The organism is Myxococcus hansupus (assembly GCF_000280925.3).
In the GTDB taxonomy this organism is placed as follows: domain Bacteria; phylum Myxococcota; class Myxococcia; order Myxococcales; family Myxococcaceae; genus Myxococcus; species Myxococcus hansupus.
In genome coordinates this window covers 8664374-8690071 of record NZ_CP012109.1, presented here as the reverse complement: position 1 = coordinate 8690071, position 25698 = coordinate 8664374, and the positions used below count along the sequence as shown (strand labels likewise).

15 protein-coding genes and 1 pseudogene are annotated in these 25698 nt (G+C 68.7%); 6 read left to right on the top strand and 10 right to left on the bottom strand.

What is annotated here, in order from left to right:
- Window positions 1-44 precede the first annotated feature (44 nt).
- The gene (locus tag A176_RS34245) at window positions 45-2903 is read left to right on the top strand and encodes an Ig-like domain-containing protein (protein WP_002640382.1); all 2859 of its coding nucleotides are present in this window, start codon (window positions 45-47) and stop codon (window positions 2901-2903) included.
- Window positions 2904-2929: 26 nt separating this feature from the next.
- Here A176_RS34245 and A176_RS34240 read toward each other — a convergent pair whose 3' ends face one another.
- Together A176_RS34240 and A176_RS34235 are read right to left on the bottom strand one after the other, a co-directional pair.
- A complete protein-coding gene (locus A176_RS34240) occupies window positions 2930-3310 on the bottom strand; it encodes a helix-turn-helix domain-containing protein (protein ID WP_002640381.1) in 381 nt (126 codons plus the stop codon).
- A 119-nt stretch (window positions 3311-3429) separates the two neighbouring features.
- Window positions 3430-3951 (bottom strand): hypothetical protein, encoded by a 522-nt coding sequence (locus A176_RS34235; RefSeq protein WP_002640380.1) that lies wholly within the window; start codon window positions 3949-3951, stop codon window positions 3430-3432.
- Between the two features lie 540 nt (window positions 3952-4491).
- Between A176_RS34235 and A176_RS34230 the strand changes: the two genes are divergently transcribed.
- From A176_RS34230 to egtD, 3 genes and pseudogenes are all read left to right on the top strand, one after another.
- Window positions 4492-4692: a hypothetical protein gene (locus A176_RS34230; protein ID WP_002640379.1), complete on the top strand. Its 201-nt coding sequence runs from the start codon at window positions 4492-4494 to the stop codon at window positions 4690-4692.
- Between the two features lie 197 nt (window positions 4693-4889).
- Window positions 4890-6232: pseudogene (egtB, locus tag A176_RS41105) on the top strand (ergothioneine biosynthesis protein EgtB).
- A gap of 4 nt (window positions 6233-6236) precedes the next feature.
- Window positions 6237-7262, top strand: coding sequence for an L-histidine N(alpha)-methyltransferase (egtD, locus tag A176_RS34220; RefSeq protein WP_002640377.1), 1026 nt, complete (start codon window positions 6237-6239; stop codon window positions 7260-7262).
- A 113-nt stretch (window positions 7263-7375) separates the two neighbouring features.
- On the opposite strand, the gene A176_RS34215 is transcribed toward egtD, so the two are convergent.
- The 8 genes from A176_RS34215 to mnmG form a co-directional block, all read right to left on the bottom strand.
- Window positions 7376-7567 carry a hypothetical protein gene (locus A176_RS34215; protein ID WP_002640376.1) on the bottom strand — a complete coding sequence of 64 codons (192 nt, stop codon included), beginning with the start codon at window positions 7565-7567 and terminating at the stop codon, window positions 7376-7378.
- 272 nt (window positions 7568-7839) lie between these two features.
- On the bottom strand, window positions 7840-8385 hold the full coding sequence (locus A176_RS34210) for a hypothetical protein (RefSeq protein WP_044890244.1): 546 nt from the start codon (window positions 8383-8385) through the stop codon (window positions 7840-7842).
- Window positions 8386-8387: 2 nt separating this feature from the next.
- Entirely contained in the window at window positions 8388-8840 is a 453-nt protein-coding gene (bacM, locus tag A176_RS34205) for a bactofilin BacM (protein WP_044890243.1), read from the bottom strand.
- Window positions 8841-8843: 3 nt separating this feature from the next.
- A complete protein-coding gene (locus A176_RS34200) occupies window positions 8844-9737 on the bottom strand; it encodes a ParB/RepB/Spo0J family partition protein (protein WP_002640373.1) in 894 nt (297 codons plus the stop codon).
- Window positions 9738-9798: 61 nt separating this feature from the next.
- Complete coding sequence (locus tag A176_RS34195) at window positions 9799-10590, bottom strand: ParA family protein (RefSeq protein ID WP_002640372.1); 792 nt, start codon at window positions 10588-10590, stop codon at window positions 9799-9801.
- Window positions 10591-19537: 8947 nt separating this feature from the next.
- Window positions 19538-19720, bottom strand: coding sequence for a DUF3592 domain-containing protein (locus A176_RS34185; protein WP_002640367.1), 183 nt, complete (start codon window positions 19718-19720; stop codon window positions 19538-19540).
- 450 nt (window positions 19721-20170) lie between these two features.
- Entirely contained in the window at window positions 20171-20824 is a 654-nt protein-coding gene (gene rsmG / locus A176_RS34180) for a 16S rRNA (guanine(527)-N(7))-methyltransferase RsmG (RefSeq protein WP_002640366.1), read from the bottom strand.
- Window positions 20825-20921: 97 nt separating this feature from the next.
- Complete coding sequence (gene mnmG, locus A176_RS34175; protein WP_002640365.1) at window positions 20922-22769, bottom strand: tRNA uridine-5-carboxymethylaminomethyl(34) synthesis enzyme MnmG; 1848 nt, start codon at window positions 22767-22769, stop codon at window positions 20922-20924.
- Window positions 22770-23503: 734 nt separating this feature from the next.
- Here mnmG and A176_RS34170 point away from each other — a divergent pair.
- Together A176_RS34170 and A176_RS34165 are read left to right on the top strand one after the other, a co-directional pair.
- A complete protein-coding gene (locus A176_RS34170; RefSeq protein ID WP_002640363.1) occupies window positions 23504-24760 on the top strand; it encodes a multidrug effflux MFS transporter in 1257 nt (418 codons plus the stop codon).
- An 88-nt stretch (window positions 24761-24848) separates the two neighbouring features.
- The gene (locus A176_RS34165) at window positions 24849-25628 is read left to right on the top strand and encodes an alpha/beta fold hydrolase (RefSeq protein WP_021781320.1); all 780 of its coding nucleotides are present in this window, start codon (window positions 24849-24851) and stop codon (window positions 25626-25628) included.
- Window positions 25629-25698: the final 70 nt, after the last annotated feature.

Below are 25698 nucleotides of genomic sequence, written 5' to 3'. Positions count from 1 at the left end.
CCTTGCACGAATACCGGGGGCGGTATCCTGCGAGCGAGCCCCCCATGCCCTCACACGTCGCTTTTCTGCACCCACCGCGCTCGACGCTCGCGTTGAGCACGTTCGTCCTCGTCTCGCTGACGGGGCTGCTGCTCTCCAACACCGCGCGCGCCGCCACCAACGCCGAGTCCGCGCAGCGCGCCATCAACTTCCTCAGCGCCGACGCGGAGAACTGGTCCGCGCGCTTCGGCTGCACGTCCTGCCACCGCCACGGCGCGGCGATGTTCGGCCTCACGAACGCGCGCACCAAGGGCTACGACTTGGACGCGCTCACGTACAACGGGCGCACCAACCGGCAGAACCTGGACGCCATCATGGCGCGCGTCGTGTCCGAGCAGCGCGCGGACGGCTCCTGGTACCACGAGGACATCCACTACCCGAACGCGAAGAGCAGCTACTCCGCCTTCGGGCTCGCGGGCTACGACGCCCACCTGGGCACGCGCTATTCGGACGTGCTGGTGCTCGCCGCGGACTGGTCCCTGACGCGGCAGGACGCCAACGGCCGCTGGCGCGAGGACTTCCCCTTCTACCCGGTGGGCTACGGCAACGTGGGCATCACCGCGCGGATGATGACGGCCGTCGCCCAGGCCCAGCAGCGCGTGGACCCGGCCAAGGCCGCGCGCTACCAGGCGGCGCTGGACCGCGCGGCCACGTACGTGCGCGCGCACATGAACGACCTGACGGACGGCCCGGATGAGGACGGCCAGCGCTACACGCACCAGGTGGCGTGGGCCATGGTGGGCCTCAAGGCCGCAGGCCCCGGCGCGGGCGGTGAGAACACCCAGGCCCTGGCGTCCCTGGCCACGCGTCTGCTGTCCACGCGCGCGGGCGGTGGCGCTCCGGGTTGGGGCTCGCTCGAAGGCGACGCACCGGACGAGTTCGCCACCGGCATCTCCCTGTACGCGCTGTGCCTCGCGGGGGAGACGCCCGGAGAACACGCGCGCATGGCGGACGCGCTCGAATGGCTCAAGGCGCGGCAGGCGCCGGACGGAAGCTGGGGCGCGAGCACGCGCTACCCGGACATCCCCACCACCTTCGCCTCGCTGGGCCTGGCCTGCTTCGGCGACTACAGCGTCGGCGTCACCGTCAGCGGCGGGACACGTCAGCCCTTCGAGCATGACCTGCCGCGCGTGCAGTCCGTCACCTACCCCGTCACGGTGCGAAACCACGGCTACCGCACGGACAGCTACCGCCTGAGCACGCAGGGTGGGCTCACCGGTTGGACGGCGACGCTGAACCGCACCACGCTGGAGCTCGGGCCCGGCGCCGAGGCGAACCTGCTCCTCACCATCACCGCGCCCGAGGGACTGGAGCCGTCGCTCACCTCGGACGTCATGGTGGTGGCGGCCTCGGTGGAGGCCGCTGGCGTGCGCGGCTCCGTGCGCGTCACCACGTACACCAACCCGCCGCCGCCCACCGAGGGCGTGCCCACCACCACCACGATTCTGTCGCCCGCGAACGGCGAGCTCACCGTGGCCCTGTCCAACACCCTGTCCGCGCGCGTGGAGGATGCCCGCGGCTGGGAGGCGCGCGGCCCGGGCATGGGCGTGGTGACGTTCTCCGTCGCCGGCGTCACCGTGGGCGCGGACAACGACGCGGACGGAGACGGCGTGTATTCCATCGTGTGGCGGCCCCGCGCCTCCACCTGGAGCGAGCTGGGCGCGCAGGACCTGCGCGCGGTGTACTCGGGCGTGACGCTGGCGCCCGCGCGGGAGAACCGCCTGGGCAGCACGGCGTCCTTCGCGGTGACGGTCCACCCGTCGCCCTTCCCCGCGCCGTCGGTGACGCTGTGCGGCCTGCCGGACTTCACGGACGCGCTGACGCTGGAGGTGTGCGGCTTCGTCACGCCCCTGGCGCCGGGCGCGGAAATCGACTCGGCCACCTTCGTCATCCAGGGCGTCAGCCACCCCGTGGCGCCGGACCCGAGCGGCGGCTTCGTGGACACGGTGCTGCCGCTGGTGGACGGGCCCAACGTCATCCGGCTGGTGGCCACCGACTCGTTCGGCGGCATCGCCAGCGAGGAGGCCACGGTGATGGTGGACAACACCGCCCCGTCCGTCACCTTCCTCTCCCCCACCAATGGCCAGGCGATGACGACCTACAGCGTGGACGTGCGGATGGTGGTGCGGGACTGGTCCCCCGTGCGCGTGGAGACCAACTGGGTGCAGGTGACGGACGTGCCCGCGGGCGGCGGCGACGTGACGCACCGGGTGGACCTGTGGCCGGGGGAGAACCTCATCCTGGTGCGCGCCACCGACTCCGTGGGCCACGTCACCGAGCACATGTTGATGGTGTGGGTGGACGCGGAGACGCCGTGGGTGTCCACCGGCCTGCCGGACGGGTGGCTCGTGGGGCCGCAGCCCGGGGACACGCTGCCCTACGACATCGGCGTGTACTCCGCGTCCTCGACGACGGTGACGCTGTCCACCGGGCGGACGTACGCGCTGCCTCGCGGCGGCGGCGGCGTGCAGGCGACGCTGGACCTGGTGCCCGGGGACAACACCTTCACCATCGATGTGACGAGTGAGACGGGCATGCGCACCACGCTGTCGCGCACCGTCCGCTACGACAACAGCGCGCCCGAGGCCGAGTTGCTGCTGCCAGTGCCGGGGCAGACGTACAGCGGGGTGATTCAGCTCACCGCGCGGGTGACGGACACGTTGAGCGGGGTGCGGGGCGTGGCCTTCACGCGGGATGGCTCGGGCATCCGGGCCGCCGCGCTCCAGCCGGACGGCACCTGGACGGCGGAGCTGGACACGCGCGAGCTGGTGGATGGCGAGCACACCGTGGAGGTGTGGATGGACGACCATGCGGGGAACTTCGTCATCCAGACGTTCCCCTTCTTCACGCGCAACACGCCGTAGCCGGCCGCCGCGCCCGGGGGGAACTCCTACTTCTTCTTGTGCTGCATCGCCGAGGCGACCAGGTTCATCAGCTTCAACTGCACGGCCGACAGCTTGCGGAGGTTGCGCATCAACCGCCGCATCTCCGGCGTGTCGTCCTCGCGGTTCTTCGCGGCGGCCTTCTCCTTCACGGGCGGAGGCGCCGTGAAGCCCTCGCCCAGGCCGAGCAGCTCGTGGGGCGGGACATTCAGCACCATGCACAGCCGGCGCAGGTTCTGGACGCTGGGCAGCATGTGGCCACGCTCCAGACGTCCGTACACCTCCGACGCCATTCCAATGCGTTCGGCGACATCCGCCTGCGTCAGGCCCATCCGCACCCGGGCGGCTCGCGACGCGGCGCCCAGCATGCTCGCCAGTTCTGTGTCCATGCGTGTGTCAGTCCACGGAAGGGGAGGGCCGGCCCCGGACCCCACGGAGTCCCTAGATAACCCTCAAGGTCGGGTACTTTCACCATACCTTCCGCGTTTTTTCAAAGCACACGCGTGCCTCAGCCAGCGGGGGTGCTCTCCGCCGCGTCCAGCAGCAGCCGACGGCGTTCGGCCGCGGTGAACAACGAGGCCAATGGCAGTCCCAGGAAGACGGCGTGCATCACAATCTGCGGGAACTGCGGCACGTCGAGGAACCACGGGTAGGAGCCACGCCCGATGAACTGGAAGTTCACCAGCCACACGAAGATGCCGTAGAGCATCCCCACCGCGGACTGGAACTCCCAGCGCCCGCGGCCATCCGGCGGCAGGAACGCGTCCAGCACCGAGTAGAAGAGCCCCACCACCGCTGACGCCACCAGGTGGACGCCCACGCCCAGCAGCAAGGCCGTGCCGTCCGACACCTGCTGCGTGAAGGCGGGAGGCCCCAACAGCACCCCCGCGGACATGCGCACCGGCCGCATGGGGCTGTCCCCCGTGGCCACCGCCAGCACCACCTCCGCCAGGGCCAACACCACACCGGCGGCCATGCCGAAGAGCAGGCCGTTCGTGGCGGACCAGGGCGTGTACCTCCGCCGTGCCATCCATTCCTCCTTGCCAGGGCCCGCCGCGTGCCCGGCCCCACAGGTCAACGTGGCCACGCGGGGACGGGCGGGCAGCCGATATGCGCGAGGGGCCCGCGGCGTCGCCTCCCCGGCGGGCACCCGGGCACGGCGGCACGCCGGGAAGGGAATGCCCGCGAGCGCCACCTCCGCGCCCCGGAGGGCCGCCGGGCGGACCTCGCATTTCCACGGGCCGCGAGGCCGGCGGCGACGCTCGCGTCACCCTGCCCTGCATGGGCCGCTGGCAAGCGGGCGGAAAGGAGCAGGCAACTGCGACTCCCGGGACTTCAAGCCTGTCCTTTCTTCCGTCCCGGATAACGCCAGTCTGTAACTCCTGCAGCATGGGTGGGGCGGCACCTGTCCCACATCACTGAAAATGCTGGGGGTGGGTCGAAGGCACGCCATTGGCATGGAGCGCGGTCCGGAAAGGACGAAGGACACCGGGACATGCCGCAGCTCCGTCAACGACAGGGACCCCACCGCGTTCATTACGCGCCACAAGCGTGGCGAGAGGTGGGCCGCATGACGGCGGAGACGTTCCACGCACTGCAGCAGGTGCTGGAGCGGCTGGGCGACCCGGCCCTGCGTGAGCCCCCCTCGGACGAGGGGCTCGTGGCGCGGCACCTCGTGCCGCAGCACGGGCTGGAGCTGGAGTACGCCTGGGATGAACGCTCCCGCACCCTGACCCTGCTCGGCCTCGCCCGCGTTCCGCTCTCGCCCTGATCCACGCCTTCGTGCGTCATGAGTGTTTGAGCTTCAACTTCATTGGCGAATTTCGCGATTCGCGGGCGACAGCACCGGAGGCCGTGCGTAGAAGGGCGTCGACGCGCAGGCAACGTGAAGTCGTTCACGAGCGGCTCAGCCAGCGGTGGGGCGGGGACTTACCTCCGCGCTGGGCGCCTCCCTACCTTGGACGGGTGATGTTTCCATTGGTCGAGGAGCGGAGCGGCCCGCTGGACGTGAGCGGGGGGTGTCTCCCCTGGAAGTCGCGGGCCTGGGCCGAGCTGGAGACAGCCCGCGCGCGGGTGTTGTCCATGCTGGGCGGGCTGCCCGAGGAGGAGCTGCGGCGTCAACACTCGCCGCTGATGTCGCCCCTCATCTGGGACGTGGCGCACGTGGCCAACTACGAGGAGCAGTGGCTGCTCCGGGCCCTGGGCGCGCCGGCCATCACCGACCCCGCGTTCGACGCCATCTACGACGCCTTCCGTCACCCGCGCTCCACGCGCTCGCAACTGCCGCTGCTGCCGCCCGAGTCCGCCTTCGCCTACGCGCGGCGCGTGCGCGAGGCGGTGCGTGAGCACCTGCACACCCTGCCCGAAACCAGCACCGTGCCGCTGCTGGCCGGGGGCTACGTCTTCGGCATGGTGGCGCAGCACGAGCAGCAGCACGCGGAGACGCTGGCCGCCACGCTGCAACTGATGACGGCGCCGGAGTACCCCGTGCCCGCGGCGCGCCCCCGGCCCCGCCCCGGCGCGGTGCCCCAGACGGAGGTCTTCATCCCCGGCGGCCCGGTGCGGCTGGGCAGCGACGCCGCCTGGGCCTACGACAACGAGCGGCCCGCGTTCCGTCAGCACGTGGCGCCGTTCCTGATGGACGCACACCCCGTCACCAACGGGGACTACCGCGTCTTCGTCGAGTCCGGTGGCTACGCGGATCCACGCTGGTGGCCCCCCGGGGCTGGGAGGTCGTCCAGGCCGAAGGGCTGAGGCACCCCGGCTTCTGGCTGCCCCAGGACGGAGGCACCTGGTTGCGGCGACGCTTCGGCCAGGTGGAGCCGCTGCCCTGGGACGAGCCGGTGCAGCACGTGTGCTGGTACGAAGCGGACGCCTACGCGCGCTGGGCCGGCAAGCGGCTGCCCACCGAGGCCGAGTGGGAGAAGGCCGCGCGCGGCAGTGACGGCCACCCCCGCGAGTATCCCTGGGGCGACGCGCCGCCCACGCGCGCGCACGCCAACCTGGGCGGAGGGACGTGGGGTCCGTCACCGGTGGGCAGCCACCCCCAGGGCGTCAGCCATGACGGCGTGTGGGGCCTGCTCGGCGACGTGTGGGAATGGACCGCCAGCGACTTCCGCCCCTACGCGGGCTTCAGCGCCTTCCCCTACCCCGAATACTCCGAGGTGTTCTTCGGCGAGGCCTACAAGGTCCTCCGAGGGGGCGCGTGGGCGAGCGCACCGGTCGCGGTGCGCAATGGCTTCCGGAACTGGGACTTCCCCAACCGCCGGCAGATTTTCGCCGGCTTCCGATGTGCACGGGACGTGAGGTGAGGCGATGCGGGTGACGACGGTACCGACGGTGGCGACTCCGGGTGACAACGCGCAGCAGACTCCGGGAGTCCAGGTGGACGTGTACGTGAAGCCGGGTGACGCGAAGCGCGCCCTGCGGGAAGAGGCGCTCCAGGGCCTGTGCGGCACGCCCAAGGAGCTGTCTCCCAAGTGGCTCTACGACGAGCGCGGCAGCCAGCTCTTCGACGACATCACCCGGCTGCCGGAGTACTACCCGACGCGGCGCGAGCGGGAAATCCTGCTGGCCCACGCGGGCGACATCGCGCGGCTGAGCGGCGCGGACACGCTCATCGAGCTGGGCAGCGGCACCAGCGAGAAGACGCGCCTGCTGCTGGACGCGCTGGAGGAGGCGGGCCGGCTGGCGCGCTTCGTCCCCTTCGACGTGAGCGAGGCCTTCCTGCGCCGCGCGGCCACGGGGCTGGCGCGGGAGTACCCCGGCATCACCGTGCACGCGGTGGTGGGCGACTTCGAGCGGCACCTGGGGCAGCTCCCCGGCGGCGGCCGGCGACTGGTGGCCTTCCTGGGCGGCACCATTGGCAACCTGAAGCCGGCGCAGCGCGCGCTCTTCCTGCGCCAGTTGTCCGCGGGCCTCCAGCCCGGTGACGGCCTGCTGCTGGGCACCGACCTCATCAAGGACCGCGAGCGGCTGTACGCCGCCTACAACGACAGCGCGGGCGTGACGGCCGAGTTCAACCGCAACGTGCTCAAGGTGCTCAACCGCGAGCTGGGCGCGGACTTCGACGTGGAGGCCTTCGACCACTTCGCGCCCTTCGACGAGAAGAACGCCTGGGTGGAGATGCGCCTGGTGTCGCGCAAGGCGCAGACGGTGCGGCTGTCCCACCTGCACAAGCAGGTGGACTTCGCCGAGGGCGAGGTGCTGCGCACCGAGGTGAGCTGCAAGTTCCACCAGCAGCAGGTGGCCGCGGAGCTGTCCGAGGCGGGGCTCGAGCTGTCCCAGTGGTGGACGGACGCCGCGGGGGACTTCGCGCTCTCCCTGTCCTTCAAGCGCTGAGCGCGAGGCGGGAGTCGCTTCCTTCAGAGGGGCGCGTGGGCGGGGACTCTCCCCGCCTCCGCGCCCTTCGCCGTTTCACCCGGCGGGGAAACGGCGTGGAACGGCGCCGGGGTTCAGCGGCGCGGGTTGCGGCGGGGCCCGCTGCGGACGGGCACGGGAACCGGCTGCGGGGACGGACGCGTCCAAGCGGCCCAGAGCGCCCCCAGCCCGGCGACCACGAGGCCGCCCACGGCGATCAGTTGCTCTCCGACGGGTGCGATGTCCACGGTGGCGAGCTGGAGGGGGAGCATTCCGGAGAACGACATGCGGGGACTCCTTGCGAGGGCACTGCGTGGAGGTCCTGGATGGGTCCCACCAGGCACCCAACGCAGTCCGGGAAGGTGAAGGTTAAAGATTCGTGACGGCCAGGGGAAGCCCCCGAGCGTGGATGCGGGTGTTGCATGCACGGAAGTGCACCGTGGATGCATAACGATGTGACACCTGAGCCGCGCGGGATGTTCACGCGCCCGTGACGGACGCCTGCTCGCCCCCCGTGGATCCACCCGCGGACATACGTCCTGCCCCGGTGTGTGATTCCCTACGGCAGCGAGCCTTGAACGGAGATGGCGCGGCAGGCCTCGGTGGCCAGGCGCACTTCCTCGGGCGAGGCCCCCGGGAGGCTGGCGCAGAGGAACAAGTCACCGTCCACGCGCCGCGCGCCGAAGAAGCCCGGGGCCTCCTGGCCCACGCCGCCATCCTCCAACCGAGGCGCCAGGGTGATGCGCACCAGCGCGTAGCGGTCCGAGGATTCCTCCTGGTCGAAGGAGAGCTCGAAGTCCTTCAGCTCATCCCGGACGCGGTCGGCCAGGGTGTCCGCGGAGGGCATCTGCTCGCCGTCCCCACGCTTCAGGTCCACCCGCAGCACGGGGCGGCCGGGCGGGCCCGCCTGGAAGCTCTCATCCGGCGCCACCTGCGCGGACCAGCCGTCCGGCAGCGGCACCTTCACCCCCGAGCGAAGGGAGGACGCGCGGTCCTTCCCCTCGCCGGAGCCGGAAGCAGCCCCATCCGGGTTGCAGCCCTTGCAGCCGCCCAGGAGGGTCAGCGCCAGCAATGCGGCTGGCGCCATGTGCTTCCGGTGTTGCACGCCTACTTCTTCTCGCTGCCCGGGGGCGGAGGAGGCCGGGCGCCAGTGGTGCCCAGGTTCTCCATCTTCAGCGAGCCCTCGAAGATGACCCCGCGGTCCATGGACAGCGACGGCGTCTCGAGGTTGCCCTTCACGCGGCCGGGCGTCTTCAGCTCGATGATCTGCGTCGCCTTCACGTTGCCTTCGACCTGGCCGTTGATGATGACGGTGCCGGCCTGGATTTCAGCCTGGACCTTGGCGCCATCTCCAATGACGAGCACGTCCTTGGTGATGATCTGCCCCTGGAACTTGCCGTCGATACGGACCTGCCCTTCGAAGGTCAGCTTCCCTTCGAACTCGCTCCCCTTGCCCAGGAGCGTGTGGACCTCACCAGAACGCTGCGACACGGATTCCTCCTCCCGCCTGAACAGAGGCTTGCTGGATGCTTCGTCTTTTTTCCCGCCAAGGAGCGCCACGTCCTACTCCTTCCTGAGAAGCTTCAAGAGCCGGTCGAGGTCATCGTACGAGAAGAAGTCCACCTCGATGGTGCCCTTTCCGGGGCTTCGTTCGGTGAGCCGGACCTTGGTACCCAGCCGCCGTTGAAGCTCCTCCACCAGTGACTTCACCTGCGGGCTCTGCTTCGGTGCCGCCTTGCCCGCGTCCTTCTTCCCGTTGGGGCGACTCTGCTGGACCAGCCGCTCCGTGTCACGCACGGAGAGCTTCTTCTCCGCGACTTGCTTGGCCAGGTTCTGGAGCTCCGGCAGCCGGGGAACCCCCAGCAGGGCGCGCGCGTGCCCCATGCTGAGCGTGCCGTCCGCCACCATGCCCTTCACGTCCGCGGGCAACGCGAGCAGGCGCAGCGCGTTGGCCACCGTGGAGCGCTCCTTGCCCACGCGCACGCTGACCTGCTCTTGCGTGAGCTTGAACTCCTCCACCAGGCGCTTGTAGCCCTCCGCCTCTTCAATGGGGTTCAGGTCCGCGCGCTGGAGGTTCTCCACCAGCGCCAGTTCGAAGGCCTGGACCTCCGTCACGTCGCGGACGATGGCGGGCACTTCCTTGAGACCGGCCGCCTGGGACGCGCGCCAACGGCGCTCGCCCGCGATGATGCGGTAGCCGTCACCGTCCTTGCGGACGAGGATGGGCTGGAGCACGCCCTGCGCCTTGATGGAGTCGGAGAGCTCCTTGAGCTTCTCCTCGTCGAAGTAGGTGCGCGGCTGTTCCTTGTCGCGGTGGATGGACTCGATGGGGAGCTTGAGGACGCCGGCCTTCGCGGCCTGCTCGCCGCCCTTGCCGGAACCGCCCGCGCCCGCCTGGGGAATGAGGGCGGACAGGCCGCGTCCCAGGGCCCGCTTCTGTGCGTCTGCTTTCACCACGTCGTGACTCCAGCGCCGCCGCGAGCACGCTCACGGCGGCCATGGCCCACAGGGGCGCGGCTCAAGCCACGCGCCGGCGAGGGCTCTTGGGGGTGTCCCGCTTCATCAGCTCGCGGCCGAGGGCGAGGTAGCTTTCACAACCCTTCGACTTGATGTCGTACAGGATGATGGGCTTTCCGAAGGAGGGGCACTCGGACAGGCGCACGTTGCGCGGCACGATGACCTCGAACACCTGCTTCTTGAAGTACCCGCGCACCTCCTCGACGACCTGGTGGGCGATGTTCGCCCGCGAGTCGAACATGGTGAGCAGGATGCCCTCCATCTTCAGGTCCGGGTTGAGGCCCTGCTTCACCAGGTCGATGGTGTGCGTGAGCTGCGAGAGTCCCTCCAGCGCGTAGTACTCGCACTGGAGCGGGATGAGGACGGAGTCCGCGGCGGCCAGCGCGTTGAGCGTCAGCAGGCCGAGCGACGGCGGACAGTCGATGATGATGTAGTCGTACTCGGAGGCCAGCGGGCGGAGCGCGTCGCGCAGACGGAACTCGCGGTTGTCCTGGTTGACGAGCTCGACCTCGGCGCCGGTGAGGTCCGGCGTGGCGGGCACGACCTGGAGGTAGCGCAGCTCCGTGGGGTGGAGCAGCTCCTTGATGGGCCGGTCATTGAGCAGCGCTTCGTAGATGGTGCCGGTGATGTTGTCCTGCTTGATGCCCAGGCCGCTGCCGGCGTTGCCCTGTGGGTCCATGTCCACCAGCAGGGTGCGACGCTCCGCCGAGGCCAGACTCGCCGCGAGGTTGATGGCGGTGGTGGTCTTCCCAACGCCGCCCTTCTGGTTGGAGATGCAGATGATACGACCCACGGTGGCCCATCCTCTCTCTGCCCGGCCGTTGGCCAGGGCCCCGCGCGTGATGCAGTGCACGGTTGCGCGCTGATCACGCTGCTAGCACGCGGTTTGGTATCGGATCAAATTCACGGCGGCCCTTGCCTCCCTGCTCTCTTCAAGCAGCGCGTGGGACCCGGCGGGTCACTGGGGGGAGGCCGGGCTGCCGGGGTTGCCCTCCTTATATAAGGAGGCGATGTGCCCCGGGGCCAGTCGAACGGGGCCCCGGAAGGCCGCCGTCAGCCCCCTATATAATGATGCGGCCGAGCCGCCGGTCCGCACCCGTGGGCTCCGGTGTGGCGCTGTGTCCGTGGCTTCCGTGAGGCGGCCGCGTTTGGACTCGGCTTTCCGGGCTTCCGAGCGTGACGTTCGTGTCCCGAGCGGCCGTGTGGCGCCCGCGCTCCGGCGGTCCCCTGTTCCGCGTGGAACCGTGCTCGCAGGGGTTTCTGGCGAGCAGGCGGGCACCTTTCGAGGCCAGGGAATGCGGAGCGCTTTGGGGCCGCCGACGAGCCCGCGGACCTTTGAGCCAGTTTTCAGGGGGGTGCGTGCGCGCGAGTTCGTGCCGGCGTCCCGGATGCACGCGAGGTGTCCGTGACGGCGGCGGGGTTCCGGACACGCTGAACGCGGCAGCAGCGTGACGAAGGTTGGCGAGTCCGCCGATGGGGTGGGTGCACCGCGCGTGGCGGAGCGTGAGGAAGGTTGGCGAGTCCGCCGATGGAGTGGGTGCACGGCGCGTGGCGGAGCGTCACGTGAGTTGGGCGGGTCTCGCCAGCCGGACACTGGGCCGTGCTGGCCGGGTGTCGCCAGCGCTGACAAGCAGCCCCTGGATGCGGGTTGAGCGATGCCGCGCATCCGGACGGAGCTGAGGCCTCTCGCGACGTGAGGGAGGGCCCACGCCCCCTTCTCTGGAGACAGTCCTCTGCTCTCGACGATGGACCTTGAACGGAGTCTTGCGGCGCATCGGAGACGCTCATCCCGAAGTTCGGTGCCGATGCATCGATGAGCCCGCGTTGGTTCGGCGTCATCGACCCACGTGCGCCAAGCTCCGGGTCCCAACGAGGCCCGATGGCGGCACAGCGTCACGATTGAGGCTCAGCGCAGAGTTCGGAAGTGCGGCCACCCGCTGTCGTTCAAGGCGCCTCGTAGGGAGGCAGCCGCCGGAGCCGGGCGGTCGATGCGTCTTCGACCGATGTGCCGCCCTTCATCGCGGCAGTGGCGATGCGGAGAGAGCGCTCACGACATGGCCGTTGAAGCCCGCGCATGGAGAGAAGCATCGACGCGCCTGAACCAGGACCGGCCCCACGAACTCCAGCAGGCACGAGCCGAAGCGCCGGCGCGGTCTCCATCCGCGAAGAACGGCGAGGCGTGCAGGGGCGCAACTCCGCTCTCCGATGTTGCAGGTGCGCGAGCCCCTGTTCCACATGGAACCGGTTCGCGCAGCCGTCGCTCTGCTTGGGCGCGGTCGCACCAGAGCATCGCGTCCGGTGCAGCGTGGACAAGCCCCACAGCAGCGAGCGGTCATCGTGCGTCACCCGCCAAGCGCGCCGATGTCGCGGCACGGTTCGACTCCACGAAGCCTCTCGCGAGCCGGGCGCCACCACCACTGCGAGCACCACCAGGAGCACGTCTCGACACCATGGAGCGGCGTGCAGGTTCGGCTCCGCGGTTCGATGACGAGCACCACGACCCAAACACCGCCCGCACCACCAAGAGACCCGCTGCGACCTCGATGCGGCATTCGGAGTCACCAGAAGCGTCAGCACCTTCGAACGAACGGCGCTTGGTCACGTTGCAGCCACTTCCGCGAAGCGCCTCTGCTGTATCGAACGAATGTCGAGCGGCCCGGAACGCCGATTGAGTCCGCCCCCGGTCCCCAACTGCGATGCGTGGTCCCTTGAGGTCCGACCCCAGTCCAAGCGCGCGGAGCATGAGGTCGCCGTTCACGGCATGAGCACCATCGCCACCTGAACCTCGCGGAGATGATGAGCACCCGGTTCGAGGTGCCGTTTGGGTGTGGAGGCCGCAACCCATGTCCCGCTGTAGCCGACCGCCCCTCGAGGAACCCGCACAGGTCCTCGTTGAGTACGCCCCACCGAGAGGCGTGTCTGAGCGCTTCGACCGCGCGCTTCGCCTCACGGCTCAAGTCCACCGCGGGCTTCTCGCGCCCCCTCATCGTGAGCCGAAGCGACCGCCCAGCACCCGAGTTCGCTCACGCAACTCCCTGCCCTTCAGCCGCCCCCACGCCATGCATCCCTGAAGCGTTCGCGCGGTGATGCGTTCGACCCCTGATGTGTGGAGCGCGTGAGCATCCGTTGCCACGCGGGCGCGTGAGTCACTCGGCCTGAGCGATGAGACACCTCGCCCAACAGGAGCGTGGGTCGACACGTTGCTTCGGCGTGCCTCGACTCATTCCGGCTGCGCTGAGTGCAGCGCGTGCGTCGGCCGTCCCAATCCACCGGCTCCACGAGTCGACATGTCGATGCCGCGCTTCCATGCGTGATGTCTCGAGTACGCGGTCCACGCGAACTGCCGCATCCCACGCCAAGAACACGGGTCGGGAGGTGAGCGTCTCGTCGCTGTTGCTGGACAAGCGCATGTGAGCCGGAACTCGCGGGTACGAACGAGGCTGAGTCATGCCCGCGATGCGCCCCGCACTTCCGCAGCGCTGGCCCACCTCATCACCACGTGCACCATCGCCGTGCAGTGGCCATGCACCCGGCCAGAGTTCGGCCGTGTTCACCCTCCAAGTGGAACGGGCATCGAGCACCCTCGGGTGGGCACCCGCCACTTCGACATCAACGATGCGCCCGGGCCCACGGAGACAGTCCTCTGCATGGACATGCCGGAGACTCGGCCGGGGAGACCGCATCGAACGCCCGCGAGGTCTTCGCATCCTCCACCGGCGCCATGCCGAGCGGTCTCGCTGAGCAACGCCTCCATTTCCTAGCGGAGTGGTCTCCTCGCCGAGCACGCGTTCCGCGTGGGACCGCGGACGCATCGCAACGCCGCCATGACAGTCCACACAAAGGCCTGCTCGGACCGTTCGCCAAGGAGCGGAGCGAAGAACCCGTGCCGAACCCTTGGAACGAACACGTCGACCCCATGCCCCACGTGGAGGGTGCGCGTGGGTAGAGACCTCGAACAGCTCGCCATCGCGTCGGCTCCGTCCACGACATGCGGCGCCTGTCCCCATGCTCACGTGGGCCATGACAACGAAGTACCCATGCGCACGACGCCCCAACCAACTCGTTGAGGCACTCCACGCCGCCGTTCGCGTTCCACGTGGAACTGGCGACGGACGCCGGCAAGCGCCCACCGAAGCTCAGGCCCAACTGCGGACTGGTGGCGGCCTGATCAACCGCTCCACCTGAACCCGATGATGGGCTGAGAATGCGCGCGATGCGGCATGCACTCACCGCCCGCGAGCATCGACATCTTCGCGTTCCACGTGGAACTGGCGATGGGCCGGGCATGCACTCACCACCCCCACTCGCATCGCTGCCATCTCGCTCCAGGTGGAACCGGTGATGGGCTGAGCATGTGCTCGATGCGGCATGCGCTCGCCGCCCGCGCGCATCGACATCTTCGCGTTCCACGTGGAACTGACGATGGACTGAGCATGCGCTCACGTCATCCACTCGCCTCTTCGTCTTCGCGTTTCACGTGGAACTGGCGATGGGCCGGGCATGCACTCACCACCCCCACTCGCATCGCTGCCATCTCGTTCCAGGTGGAACCGGCGATGGGCTGAGCATGTGCTCGATGCGGCATGCGCTCGCCGCCATCCGCGTGGCACCAGCGCAGAGCCCAGCACACGCCCAAGCACCCTCCCCCTCCTGGTGCATCTGGCTCAGTGCGTTCCACGTGGAACAAGCGATGGACTCACCAGACCTGGCACACCCGACCTTGAGGCGCCTGAGTCGCTTCGTGTTCCACGTGGAACCGGAGATGGCGCCACGCACCCAAGCACCACTCACCGCCATCACGCGTACGGTTTCTCTCCTCCACATGAAGCGGGCGATGAACTCAGAAGCCGCCACCTGCCGCCGTCCTCCATGCGCTGGTGCGCGATGACTTCGTGTTCCACGTGGAACCGGCGCTGAGTTCGACACGCTCAAGTACCACCCGTCGCCACCGCGTGCATGGCGTCTCCACGTTCCACGTGGAACCAGCACTGAGCCAACACGCTCAAGCACCACCCGTCGTCATCGCGCGCATGACGGTCCACGTTCCACGTGGAACGCTCGAAGGCGTGGTCGTGCGCACCGTGGCTCGCTTCAAGAAGCGCAGCCGACTTCGTGTTCCACGTGGAACCAGCGATGGGTTGAACGCACGCCCAAGCACCATCCGCAGCCAACGCCCACGCGCATGCCTCACGTTCCACGTGGAACGCCCAAAGGCTCGGTCACATGCGCGACGCGGCGTCCGCGCATCGCATGCACGCCGCTCCGTGTTCCACGTGGAACCAGCGATGGGTTGAGCGCACGCCCCCAACACGACCCACCGCCAAGTGCCGCGGAATGCCGCTTCGTGTTCCACGTGGAACCAGCGCTAACGGGGCATGCGGCCAAGAACCACCGCTCGCTGACATCGAACACCAGTCCTCTTCTCGTTCCACGTGGAACGTCCGAAGGGCCCGGTCGCATGAGCGACGTGGCCTCCACGCATCGCGCGCACACCACTTCGTGTTCCACGTGGAACCGATGTCGAGTTGAGCGAGTTCCCCAAGCACCTGCTCAACATGCGCATGCATCGGTTCTTCGCGTTCCACGTGGAACCAACGAAGGGATGGGCGCGCACTCCACACCAACTGCTCGGCATGAGCGCACGCATCGCTTCGTGTTCCACGTGGAACCAAGGAAGGGATGCGCCGGCACTCCACGCCGGCGCTTCGGCATGAGCGCACGCGTCTCTTCGTGTTCCACGTGGAACCAACGAAGGGATGGGCACTCACTCCACACCGACTCTTCGGCATGAACCCGCGCGTGCCTCTTCGCGTTCCACGTGGAACCAACGAAGGGATGCGCACGCACTCCACACCGACTCTTCGGCATGAGCGCACGCGTCTCTTCGTGTTCCACGTGGAACGGGCCAAGGCCGTTGCCATGAACTGCACACCGGCGCTGCGGCATGAACACGCGCGTGCCTCTTCGCGTTCCACGTGGAACCAAGGAAGGGATGAACAGGCACTCCACACCGCTCGTTCAACGCGAGAGTTCGCTTCTTCGTGTTCCACGTGGAACGGGCCGCTGCTCGTTCCCGAGCACTCCACACCAGTTCTTCGGCATGGGCGCGCGGGTGTCTCTTCGCGTTCCACGTGGAACCATGAGGGAATGGGCGCGCACTGCCCATCGCCCGTTCAGCGTGGGCGAGTTCGCTTCTTCGTGTTCCACGTGGAACCCAGGTCGAGATGAGCGCAGGCACCTCACGCCATCCGCTCCACCTTGGAGTGCTCACCTCTTCGTGTTCCACGTGGAACCCATGAAGGGCTGAGGCAGTGCTCACAACCACCCGCGCCCATGAGCCACGCGCATCGTCTTCGTGTTCCGCATGGCGCCGGCACAAGGCTGAGCGCGCGCACTCCACGCCATCCACTCCACCTCGGAGTGCGCACCTCTTCGTGTTCCACGTGGAACTGGCGAGGCGTTGAGCGCACCTCTCAACGCCATCCGCTCAGCATCGGCGTGCATGCCTCTTCGTGTTCCACGTGGAACCCCCTGGAGGTCTGAGCACCCGCCCGTGCGTCACGCCTCCGCGCATCTTCCGCACCGACGTTCCGATGGGCTCGAGTTCAACGGGCAGCGTGAACACGTCATGCGCTCCAGTCCGTGACGGCGCGCTCGCGCATCCCCATGTCGACCGGCCATGGGCCGCGAACCAACGAGCCATGCGCATCGCTCCACCACGGACTCGCGCCTGCCCCAGGGTTCAAGCAGGACGCCCCACGGACGCCGCGCATCGCTCATCCCAGCCACGCGCGCATCCATGGCTTCGCGTCCCCTTCACGAACTCGCCATCAGCGAACGCGGTACCCGAACGCTCGCCGCTCGTTCATCCCGCCCACGCGCGCATCCATGGCTTCGCGACTTCTCTACGCGGAACGACCCGTCGCTGCCCCGTGTACACGCATCGCTCGTTCATCCGGGCCACGCGACTCCGTGGCTTCGTGACTTCCCCATGCGAAGCGCCCCGTGGCTACCGGATGCACGCGCATCGCTCGCGCATCCGGCCCCATCCGCGTCTCGCGGCTTCGCGACTTCTCCATGCGAAGCGACCCGTGGCTGCCCCGTGCACGCGCATCGCGCGTTCATCCGGGCCCATCCGCGTCTCGTGGCTTCGCGTCCTACGCGGTCTTGATGGAACGGGTGGCAGGTGTTCGCCGGAGTGACCGCACCGCGAGCACCGGCTCAAGTCCAGCACCACGCAGAAGACCGATGCGTCCTCGACCGGGTGACGTCTTCACCTCGGCCAAGCGGCACCGTGTTCCACGTGGAACGAGCGTCGGACTCAGAACTCGGCCCACGGTGATTCCTCGCGGTCATCATCCCGGGTGCTCAAGGGCATGCCTCCATGCGCTCAGGCCGCGCGCGTCGCTGCCCTTGCGCCGCCAACACCTCATGCTCCGCACTCACCTGAGGCAGCACGGCCCAAAGAAAGCGGCGCACCGGAGGTTCTCCGCGAAGCCATGGCAGCGCCGGTCGATTCCATGCGCCGAGACCAGGAGCAGTTCACTCAAGCAGTGGTGCGGCTCCAGCTCCGCGCGGCGGTGCACGCCATTCCCCGTTCCACGTGGAACCGGAACCTCCGCCGGGTCGATGAGTCCAACCTCCCATCCGCCACACACCATCGCTCGGGCCGTGGCGAACGGTGCGCTGCAGGGACCTGCGCGCAGCCCGCATGAAGACCTGGTCATGCGAAGCGGCATCCACCACACCGCTGCTCGTTCGCATCGGGCCTGAGCCCGTTGGAGTAGCGAGCCCTCCCCCTCGACTCCGCGAAGAAGCCCAACCATGCCGCGCGCCTGACTCCACCTGATACGTGAAGCATGGACCGGAAGGGCTCTCGCGCAGCTCGCATCAACGGCGCGTCGAGTCGGCCACGAAGGACGGAGTTACCAATCGACCACGGAGGCGAAGTGGCTCTCGCGCAGCTCGCATCAACGGCGCTTCGAGTCGGCCACGAAGGACGGAGTTTCGAATCGACCACGGAGGAAGGTGACGTTCACTCCGGCACGCGTGCCATGAAAACTCGAGGAGAGGTCCGGTCCCCTCCCCTGCTCCACATGGAACGTGAATCACAGCAGCCTCGGTTCCGATGCCGCCTTCGCTGCGTTCCGCCCCACGACAACGGACGTTCCGAGAACCTCGAAGAGGATACGAGCACCGCGGTCACGAGGACTTCGCCCATGCGCGACGGTTCAACCGACCCACGGGACTGACAGGAAGCGCTTCCGCCGGAGACATGTATTCAAGCCGTGACCACGCCGATGACTTCGCAGCGAAGAACTTCGCTCCACATCGCCAACGCGGCCCAAGTTCACCGCATCCGAAGCTCCGGCTACCGGGAGGCTCCGCCGCAGCACTTCGGATGACCGCGTCCTCGCGCCAGCACAGCAAAGCCACGTGCGCAGCACAGCATGGAGAGTCGCCACAGCAACCGCGTAGGCATCGCTCAACCGATGGAACGTAGAGGCAGCATGCCCCCGACGCACCTCGCCCAAGACTCCGGGCCCTTGTATCCCTGAAGGGTCAGCGTGATGCGTCGCGCGTCACTCCGCCCGCGCGAGTCGATTCAGCCAACCGCTTGCTGAGCCTGGTCGGGTGTGACTGCGAGCCCTCGAAGGCCAGTGCGCCTTGATAGCGACCTGGCACCCGAAATCCTGCTCGCAAGGCGACACGACGAGCAGGCGTGGCGCCCTCCCCTTCTTACGCCACCACCGATGAAGGTGCGTCACTCGCGAGTCCGCTCCAGCCTCAAGCGGAGCACTCAGCGCGGAGGACTGTCGTCATCACGCGGACCCGCTACTGCGTCAGGGACTCCGGGAAATGATGAAGCGCATCCGCATGAGCCTGTTCTCACCAGGCGGGTCCATGGATGTGCCGGGGTGCTCCAGATGAATGATGAACGCATCCGCATGAGCCTGTTCTCACCAGGCGGGTCCATCGATGCGTCGGGGTGCTCCAGATGAATGGTGAACGCATCTGCATCGGCCCGTTCGCATTGTGCGGACCAGCAGAGGTGTCAGGGGAGCCAGTGCATGATGGGCTCATCCTCACCACGCGCACCGACAATGCATCAGGGGCACTCGGGCATCTCACGCGAGCAGACGGCGAACCGCTCACCCCGCTGCATCTGGATGAACAGCCCCCAGAGGTGTCCCGCGACGTCTTCACGCTCACCGGGATGAACAGGCACGAACCACTGCGCCAGTGACCCACGATGGCGGAAGACAGAGACGTCCGTCGGAGCACCCTTCACCCAATCGGAGTCCGGCGACTGACTCAGCGGTTCGATGGGCTGCTGGTCACCCAGCGCCCTACCCCACCTCCAGCACATCGCAGTCGTTCCCGTTGACGAAGCTGCGCTTGGAACGCCGAGCCAGAACGCATTCCGAGCCCCGTTCCACGTCGATTCCGAGATGAAGCGACGGAAGGTGCGCGATGCGAATGTCGTCGAGTCCGAGCATGTCGAAGGTGGACCGCCCCGCCCCAGACGACAGCGATGACCTCCCTGAGTTGCGCGTGCGCGTGGGTCCACTCCGGGGAGGATCCTCGGTGCATCACTCCAACTCGGTCTTGAGCAAGCCGTCTTGATGGGGAGCCACCACCCACGAGACCACTGAGCAGACACCAGCCCGTCCTCACCCTTCACGCCACTGCGAGACACCATGCATCACGCACACGTCACCGCACCGCTTCAGCGGCGCTCAGAGTTCGAAGTGCCACGCGACGAACGTGAAGGCACGGAGCAACACAGTCACGAGTCCGGAGACCCACGAGCCCAACCACAGTTCAGAGAACAAACCGATGCGTCCTTCCTCGGGAGCATCCGGCAGGTAGAGCACGGGCACGGTGGCGCCCTGCGGGTACTCGGGCTCGCTGCTGGCCATGCCCTCCCCACGCGGACTCACCACCCTCGGTGACGAAGTGAACGACTGGCGGATGCATCGTCCTTTCAAGCTTCCGCCCCGAGGTCCCCGAGAGATCCTCCATCTCGAAAGTCATCAACACGGCGCCCCCAGTGCGCGAGGCCCCTTTCAAGAACACGAGCGTGCACGCAACCAGGAAGACGGTGAGCCCCTGCATGGGCACTCCGACCGCCAGCAGGACCGTCCAAGCCAAGAGCCGAGCAGGCGCCATCAACACAGCGACCCGACAGCCCCCAACTCCTTCGACCCATCCCGCGTCGAACACAACTGCCTCGAGCGCACGGCGAGACACGCAGCCCTCGGCGGGCCACGCCCGAACGAAGCGGAAGTGGATGTGATTTCGCGTCTCACGCGGCGGCCCGGAATGACTCACGGGCCGCTCGCTCGGAGGAGACGCTCCCCTCCCCTGCCCTACTCCTTCGCGAACACGGCGACCTGACGCTCGGCGCCGGAGAACGGCAACCGGTACGACCGCGAGGACACGACGCGCAGTTGCCGCTCCGCCGCGCGCGCCGCCAGCTCCGCGTCCGTCTGCTGCTTGCCGAGCATCGCCACCACACGTCCGCCCGGCTCCACATACGCGGGCGCCAGCGCGAGCCAGTCCGGCAGGTCCATGAAGGCGCGCGCAATCAGCACCTCGGCGCGCGGAATCCCTTCCGTCTCCGGCTGGCCTTCGGCGCGCGCGTGCAGTCCGCGCACGCCCTGCAATCCGAGACTCGCCGCCGCCGCCTTGATGAACGCGACCTTCTTGCCCACCGTGTCCACCAACGTGACGCCCATCGAGGGCAACGCCAGCTTCAACGGCAGCCCTGGGAAGCCCGCGCCCGCGCCCAGGTCGAGCAGCGTCGCCGCGCCCGTCACCTCGGGCAGCACCGCGAGCGAATCCAGGAAGTGCTTCTCCAGCACCTCCTCCGGCGCCGTAATTGCCGTGAGATTCACCTTCGCGTTCCACTTGAGCAGCTCGGCCATCAACCGCTGAAGCCGGGGCCCCACGTCCTCCGCCACCGTCACGCCCAGCGACTGGCACCCCGCCGTGAGCCGATCCACGAACCGCGCGTTATCCACAAGCCCTCCACGTCAAACCACCTGCAAACCACTGGAATTATTCAGGAGATGGCAATCCCCAGAGTTTCCCACACGTTGTCCACAGCCCCTTTCTTGATCACTTCTCGGGCTGCGAGCAGACTTCCGGTGCACCGGTTCCGCGCTTGAGCGCCACCAGCAGCAGCGACACCGCGGCCGGCGTGACTCCCGGAATCCGGCGGGCCTGCCCCACCGTCCCCGGCTGATGCGCGGTGAGCTTCTCCACCGCCTCCGCCCCCAAGCCTCGCACTTCACTGAAGCGATAGCCCTCTGGAATCCGCCACCGGTCCGTGGACTCGGCTTCGCGCGCCGCCGCCCGCTCGGCCTGGGCGATGTAGCCCTCGTACTTCACCTCGACCTCCACCTCCTCGGCGACGTCGGGCGGCAGTCGGGGCCACGCCTCCTGGGCTTCGCTCAACTGCGCATACGTCACCTCGGGACGGCGCAGCTTCGCCGCCAGGCCGGTGCGCTTCAGCCGCGCCACTTCCTCCGTGACCGCGCGGCCTCGCGCCTCGGCCCGCTCCAGCGCCTCACGCGGCAGCAGCCCCACCCGGTGACCATGCCGAGCCAGCCGCAAGTCCGCGTTGCCCTCGCGCAGCTTCAACCGGTGCTCGGAGCGGCTGGTGAACATGCGGAACGGCTCGTCCACGCCCTTCGTCACCAGGTCGTCCACCAGCACCGCGCCGTGGGCCTCGTCGCGGCCCGGCTGCAGCGGCGGCTCGCCCTTCACCTGGAGCGCCGCGTTGATGCCGGCCCACAGCCCCTGGAAGGCGGCCTCCTCGTAGCCCGAGGTGCCGTTGAGCTGCCCCGCGAAATACAGACCGGTGATGGCCTTCGTCTCCAGCGTGGACTTGAGCTGCGTGGGCGGCGCGTAGTCGTACTCCACCGCGTAGCCGAAGCGGACCACCTCCACCTGCTCCAGTCCGGGGATGGTGCGAAGGAAGGTGAGCTGCACGTCCGCCGGGAGGCTGGTGGACAGGCCCGCCGGATACACCAGCGGCGACGTGGGCCCTTCGGGCTCCAGGAACACCTGGTGCCGCTCGCGCGCGGCGAAGCGCACCACCTTGTCCTCCAGCGACGGGCAGTAGCGCGGCCCTCGGCCGACGATGTCTCCCTGGTACAGCGGCGAGCGGTGCAGGTTGTCGCGCAGCACCTCGTGCGTCCGGGCCGTCGTCGCCGTGAGGGCGCACATCACCTCGGGCTGACGGGGGAACGGCATGCCGCCCTCCCCTTCCCGCTTCGTGCGCCACGAGAAGGGCCGCACCACCGTGTCACCCGGCTGCGGCTCCAGCACGGCCCAGTCGATGCTCGCGCGCGCCAGCCGCGCCGGCGTGCCCGTCTTGAAACGGCCCAGCGTGAAGCCCAACGCGCGCAGGGATTCGGACAGGCCACGCGCCGCCTCGTCTCCGAGCCGGCCGCCCACTTCCTTCTGCTCGCCCACGTGCATCAGCGCTTGGAGGAAGGTGCCGGTGGTGAGCAGCACCGCGGAGGCCGCCACCTGCGTGCCATCCTTCAGCACCACGCCCTCCACGCGCCCGCCGCCCGCCACCACCTGGGCCACCTCGCCCTCGCGCACGGTGAGGTTCGGCTGCGAGAACAGCACCTCCTGCATGCCCGCCGCGTACGCGTCGCGGTCACACAGCAGGCGAGAGGCCTGCACCGCCGGGCCCTTGGAGGCATTCAGCGTCTTGAAGTGCGTGCCCGCCTTGTCGGCCGCGCGGCCCATCTCGCCGCCGAGCGCGTCGAGTTCGCGCACCAGGTGGCCTTTGGCCGTGCCCCCCACCGCGGGGTTGCAGCTCATCACTGCCGAACGCTCGCGCTTCAGCGTCAGGCCCAACGTGGCCAATCCCATCCGCGCGCAGGCGAGTGCCGCCTCACAGCCCGCATGGCCCAGCCCCACCACGATGACGTCGTACCGGAGTCCCATGTCTCACGAAGGTCGCGGGCGGCCTGGGCAGGCTGACCTGTCCGCCGCCGATTCGCGCCTTCGTATGGCTCCCGGCCGGGCCCTTGGCAAGCAAAGGCCCTTGGGGGCAGGCACCCGGTGGAGCGAGCGCCCTCCCCTTCCCTCTTCGAGATTTCACGGAAGCGCGCGAGGCAGTCAGTGGGAGGGGTTCGGCGCTGTCTGCCTCGCGCGCACCGGCCGCCCTCCAGAAGGTCGAGCCAGGCATCGAGCCTGACTTCGCCCCCGGGCATGGGCGGCAAAAGTCATTCACGGCGTGGGGAGAAGATTGGTGCCGCCCACCCCCCCGGGCTGACGGCACCTCTCCCGCTCAACGGGCCCGAAGACCCGCCCCACGCTGACGCGGCCCCAACCCCCATGGCTGGGCACCGCGCTTTTCCCCCGCGCGCGACGTGTCGCCGCCGCGCGCGGGGGAATGGGGTGTCGCACACACGGGCGGGTGGATCTGCCCCGTGGCGGTGAGGGCGCAACGGAAGCATCGAGCTCGGGCCGCCAGGGCCCGACACCCTCGTGTGCGCGACGGGGATATGAATAACGCGGGGGTCTGACATGCCGGTGGGCGCTGGCAGGGCCGCCAAGTGGCTGCGGCGTACAGTCCCGGCGTTCCCTTCCAGCAATCGTGCTTCTGGGTCCGGAGCGCATTCTGGGTGCGGCGGCGCCGCGCCGGTTATTCGCCGGGGCTCGTCCCTCAGGAGTCCATGACCACGTCTTCGAACACACCCTCCGCGCGGGGCACGCTCGGCCTCGAGCTGCTGCTGGGCACGCTGACGGCGTTCGCGCCGCTGTCCATCGACATGTATCTGCCGGCGCTGCCGCGCATCGCGGAGGACCTCGGCTCCAGCGCGCCCGTGGTGCAGCTCACGCTCGCCTCGTGTTTCGCGGGGCTGGCGCTGGGCCAGCTCTTCACCGGTCCGCTCATCGACCGCTTCGGCCGGACGCGCCCGCTCTATGCGGGGCTCGCGTTGTATGTGCTGGGCTCGCTCGGCTGTGCGCTGGTGCCCACCGCGGAAGCCTTGGTGGCCATGCGCTTCGTGCAGGCGCTCGGGGGCTCGGTGGCCCTGGTCGTGCCCCGAGCGGTGGTGCGTGACTTGTGGTCCGGCGCCGACGCCGCGCGGACGATGTCGCGGCTGATGCTGGTGATGGGTGTGGCGCCCATCCTCGCGCCGCTGCTCGGGGGCTTCGTGCTCCAGTACTCCGGCTGGCGAGCCATCTTCCTGGTGCTCGCCGCGGTGGGCGCGGTGGCGTTGGCCTTCGTGTTGAAGACGCTGCCGGAGACGGCGCCGCCGCACTCGGGTTCGCAGACGGTGTTGTCGCGGCTGGGCGCGATTGTGAAGGACCCGGACTTCGTGGGTCCGGCGCTGGCGGGCGGCTTCGCGCAGGCGGGCATGTTCGCGTACATCGCGGGCTCGCCGTTCGTGTTCATCTCGCTGTATGGCGTTCCGGAAGCGCACTTCGGCTGGTTCTTCGGCGCCAATGCGATGGGCTTGATTGCCGTGGCGCAGCTCAACCGCAAGCTGGTGACGCACCTTCCGTTGCACCGGGTGCTGCGCCTGGCGTTGAGCCTGTGTGTGATTACGGCGGTGGGCGTGGTGGCGGTGGCGTGGACGGGCTTCATGGGGCTGTGGGGCATCGCCGTGACGCTGTTCCTCTTCGTGTCCGCCATGGGCCTGGTGGGACCGAACGCGGCGGCGATTGCGCTGGAGCGTCACGCCACGCGCGCGGGCATCGCGTCCGCGGCGCTGGGCGCGCTCCAGTTCACCGCGGCGGCGGGCGCGTCGTGGGCGGTGAGTACTTTCAACAATGGCACCGCGATGCCCATGGCGGGCGTCATGGCCGCGATGGCGATGCTCGCGTGGCTCGCCGCGTTCTTCGGGCTCCGGCTGCGCACACGCCAGCAGGGGGCAGGGGAGGCGAGCGGCATGGCGTCAGGGCAGGGTTCGGCGCGAGCAGGGTGAAAGCCGTTCCCACAATCCAACACGGTGTCGTGAGAGGGGAGGGGTCTACGGTACGCGGATTGAAAGTCATGCCATTCTCACCGATGCCATGACTTCCAACTCACGCACCGTTCAGGGTCCCGCGGGCCGGCTCGCTGTCACGGAAACCGGCAGCGGCGGACTCCCCGTCGTCTTCGTCCACAGCAACGCGGGCAGACGTGAGCAGTGGGCCGCGCAGCAGGCGCATTTGAAGCAACGCTCCGTGTCCTTGGATTTGCGCGGCGTGGGCGAATCGGACCTCGACGACCAGGGACGCTACGGCGCCGAGGCCGTGGCCGAGGATGTCCAGGCCGTGGCCGACGCCCTGGGCCTGGAGCGCTTCGTCCTCGTGGGCCACAGCTTCGGCGGCAACGTCGTGGGCGAGTACGCCCGCCGCTGGCCCGAACGGCTCGCCGGGCTCGTCATCGTGGACGCCGCGGGGACGATGCCGCCGCTGCCGCCCGAACAACTCGAAGGCTTCCACCAAGGCACGCGTCCCGAGTCCTACCGCGCCTTCATGGACGCCTGGTACACGCCCCCGCTCCAGAACGCGAAGCCACACACGCACGAGTCCGTGATGCGCTGGCTGCACACCACGCCGCGCGAGGTCGTCGTGGGCGCGCTGGAAAGCATGCTCACGTATGACTCCGACCGAGTGCTCGCGCATTACAAGGGCCCGTTCCAGACGCTCGTCGTGGATGCCTTCATCCAACCCAACGCCTACCACCTGATGTACCCGGGCACGCCGCACACCGTGTTCTCCGGCGTCAGCCATTGGTTGATGATGGATGACCCAGAGCGCTTCAACGCCGCGCTCGATGCATTCCTCGCCACGCTGCCGCAGCGCTGAACATTGAACAGAAGGGGAGGGCGCGTCACACCCTACGCACTGCCTCCCCGGTTTCGCGCTGGAATACCCA

Excerpts from the sequence above, each read along its gene's own strand:
- A176_RS34245 (WP_002640382.1), top strand. The coding sequence starts at position 45 with ATGCCCTCACACGTCGCTTTTCTGCACCCACCGCGCTCGACGCTCGCG.
- A176_RS34215 (WP_002640376.1), bottom strand. The coding sequence starts at position 7,567 with ATGTCGTTCTCCGGAATGCTCCCCCTCCAGCTCGCCACCGTGGACATC.
- A176_RS34185 (WP_002640367.1), bottom strand. The coding sequence starts at position 19,720 with ATGGCCAGCAGCGAGCCCGAGTACCCGCAGGGCGCCACCGTGCCCGTG.
- A176_RS34170 (WP_002640363.1), top strand. The coding sequence starts at position 23,504 with ATGACCACGTCTTCGAACACACCCTCCGCGCGGGGCACGCTCGGCCTC.
- A176_RS34240 (WP_002640381.1), bottom strand. The coding sequence starts at position 3,310 with ATGGACACAGAACTGGCGAGCATGCTGGGCGCCGCGTCGCGAGCCGCC.
- A176_RS34235 (WP_002640380.1), bottom strand. The coding sequence starts at position 3,951 with ATGGCACGGCGGAGGTACACGCCCTGGTCCGCCACGAACGGCCTGCTC.
- A176_RS34230 (WP_002640379.1), top strand. The coding sequence starts at position 4,492 with ATGACGGCGGAGACGTTCCACGCACTGCAGCAGGTGCTGGAGCGGCTG.
- egtD (WP_002640377.1), top strand. The coding sequence starts at position 6,237 with ATGCGGGTGACGACGGTACCGACGGTGGCGACTCCGGGTGACAACGCG.
- mnmG (WP_002640365.1), bottom strand. The coding sequence starts at position 22,769 with ATGGGACTCCGGTACGACGTCATCGTGGTGGGGCTGGGCCATGCGGGC.
- A176_RS34165 (WP_021781320.1), top strand. The coding sequence starts at position 24,849 with ATGACTTCCAACTCACGCACCGTTCAGGGTCCCGCGGGCCGGCTCGCT.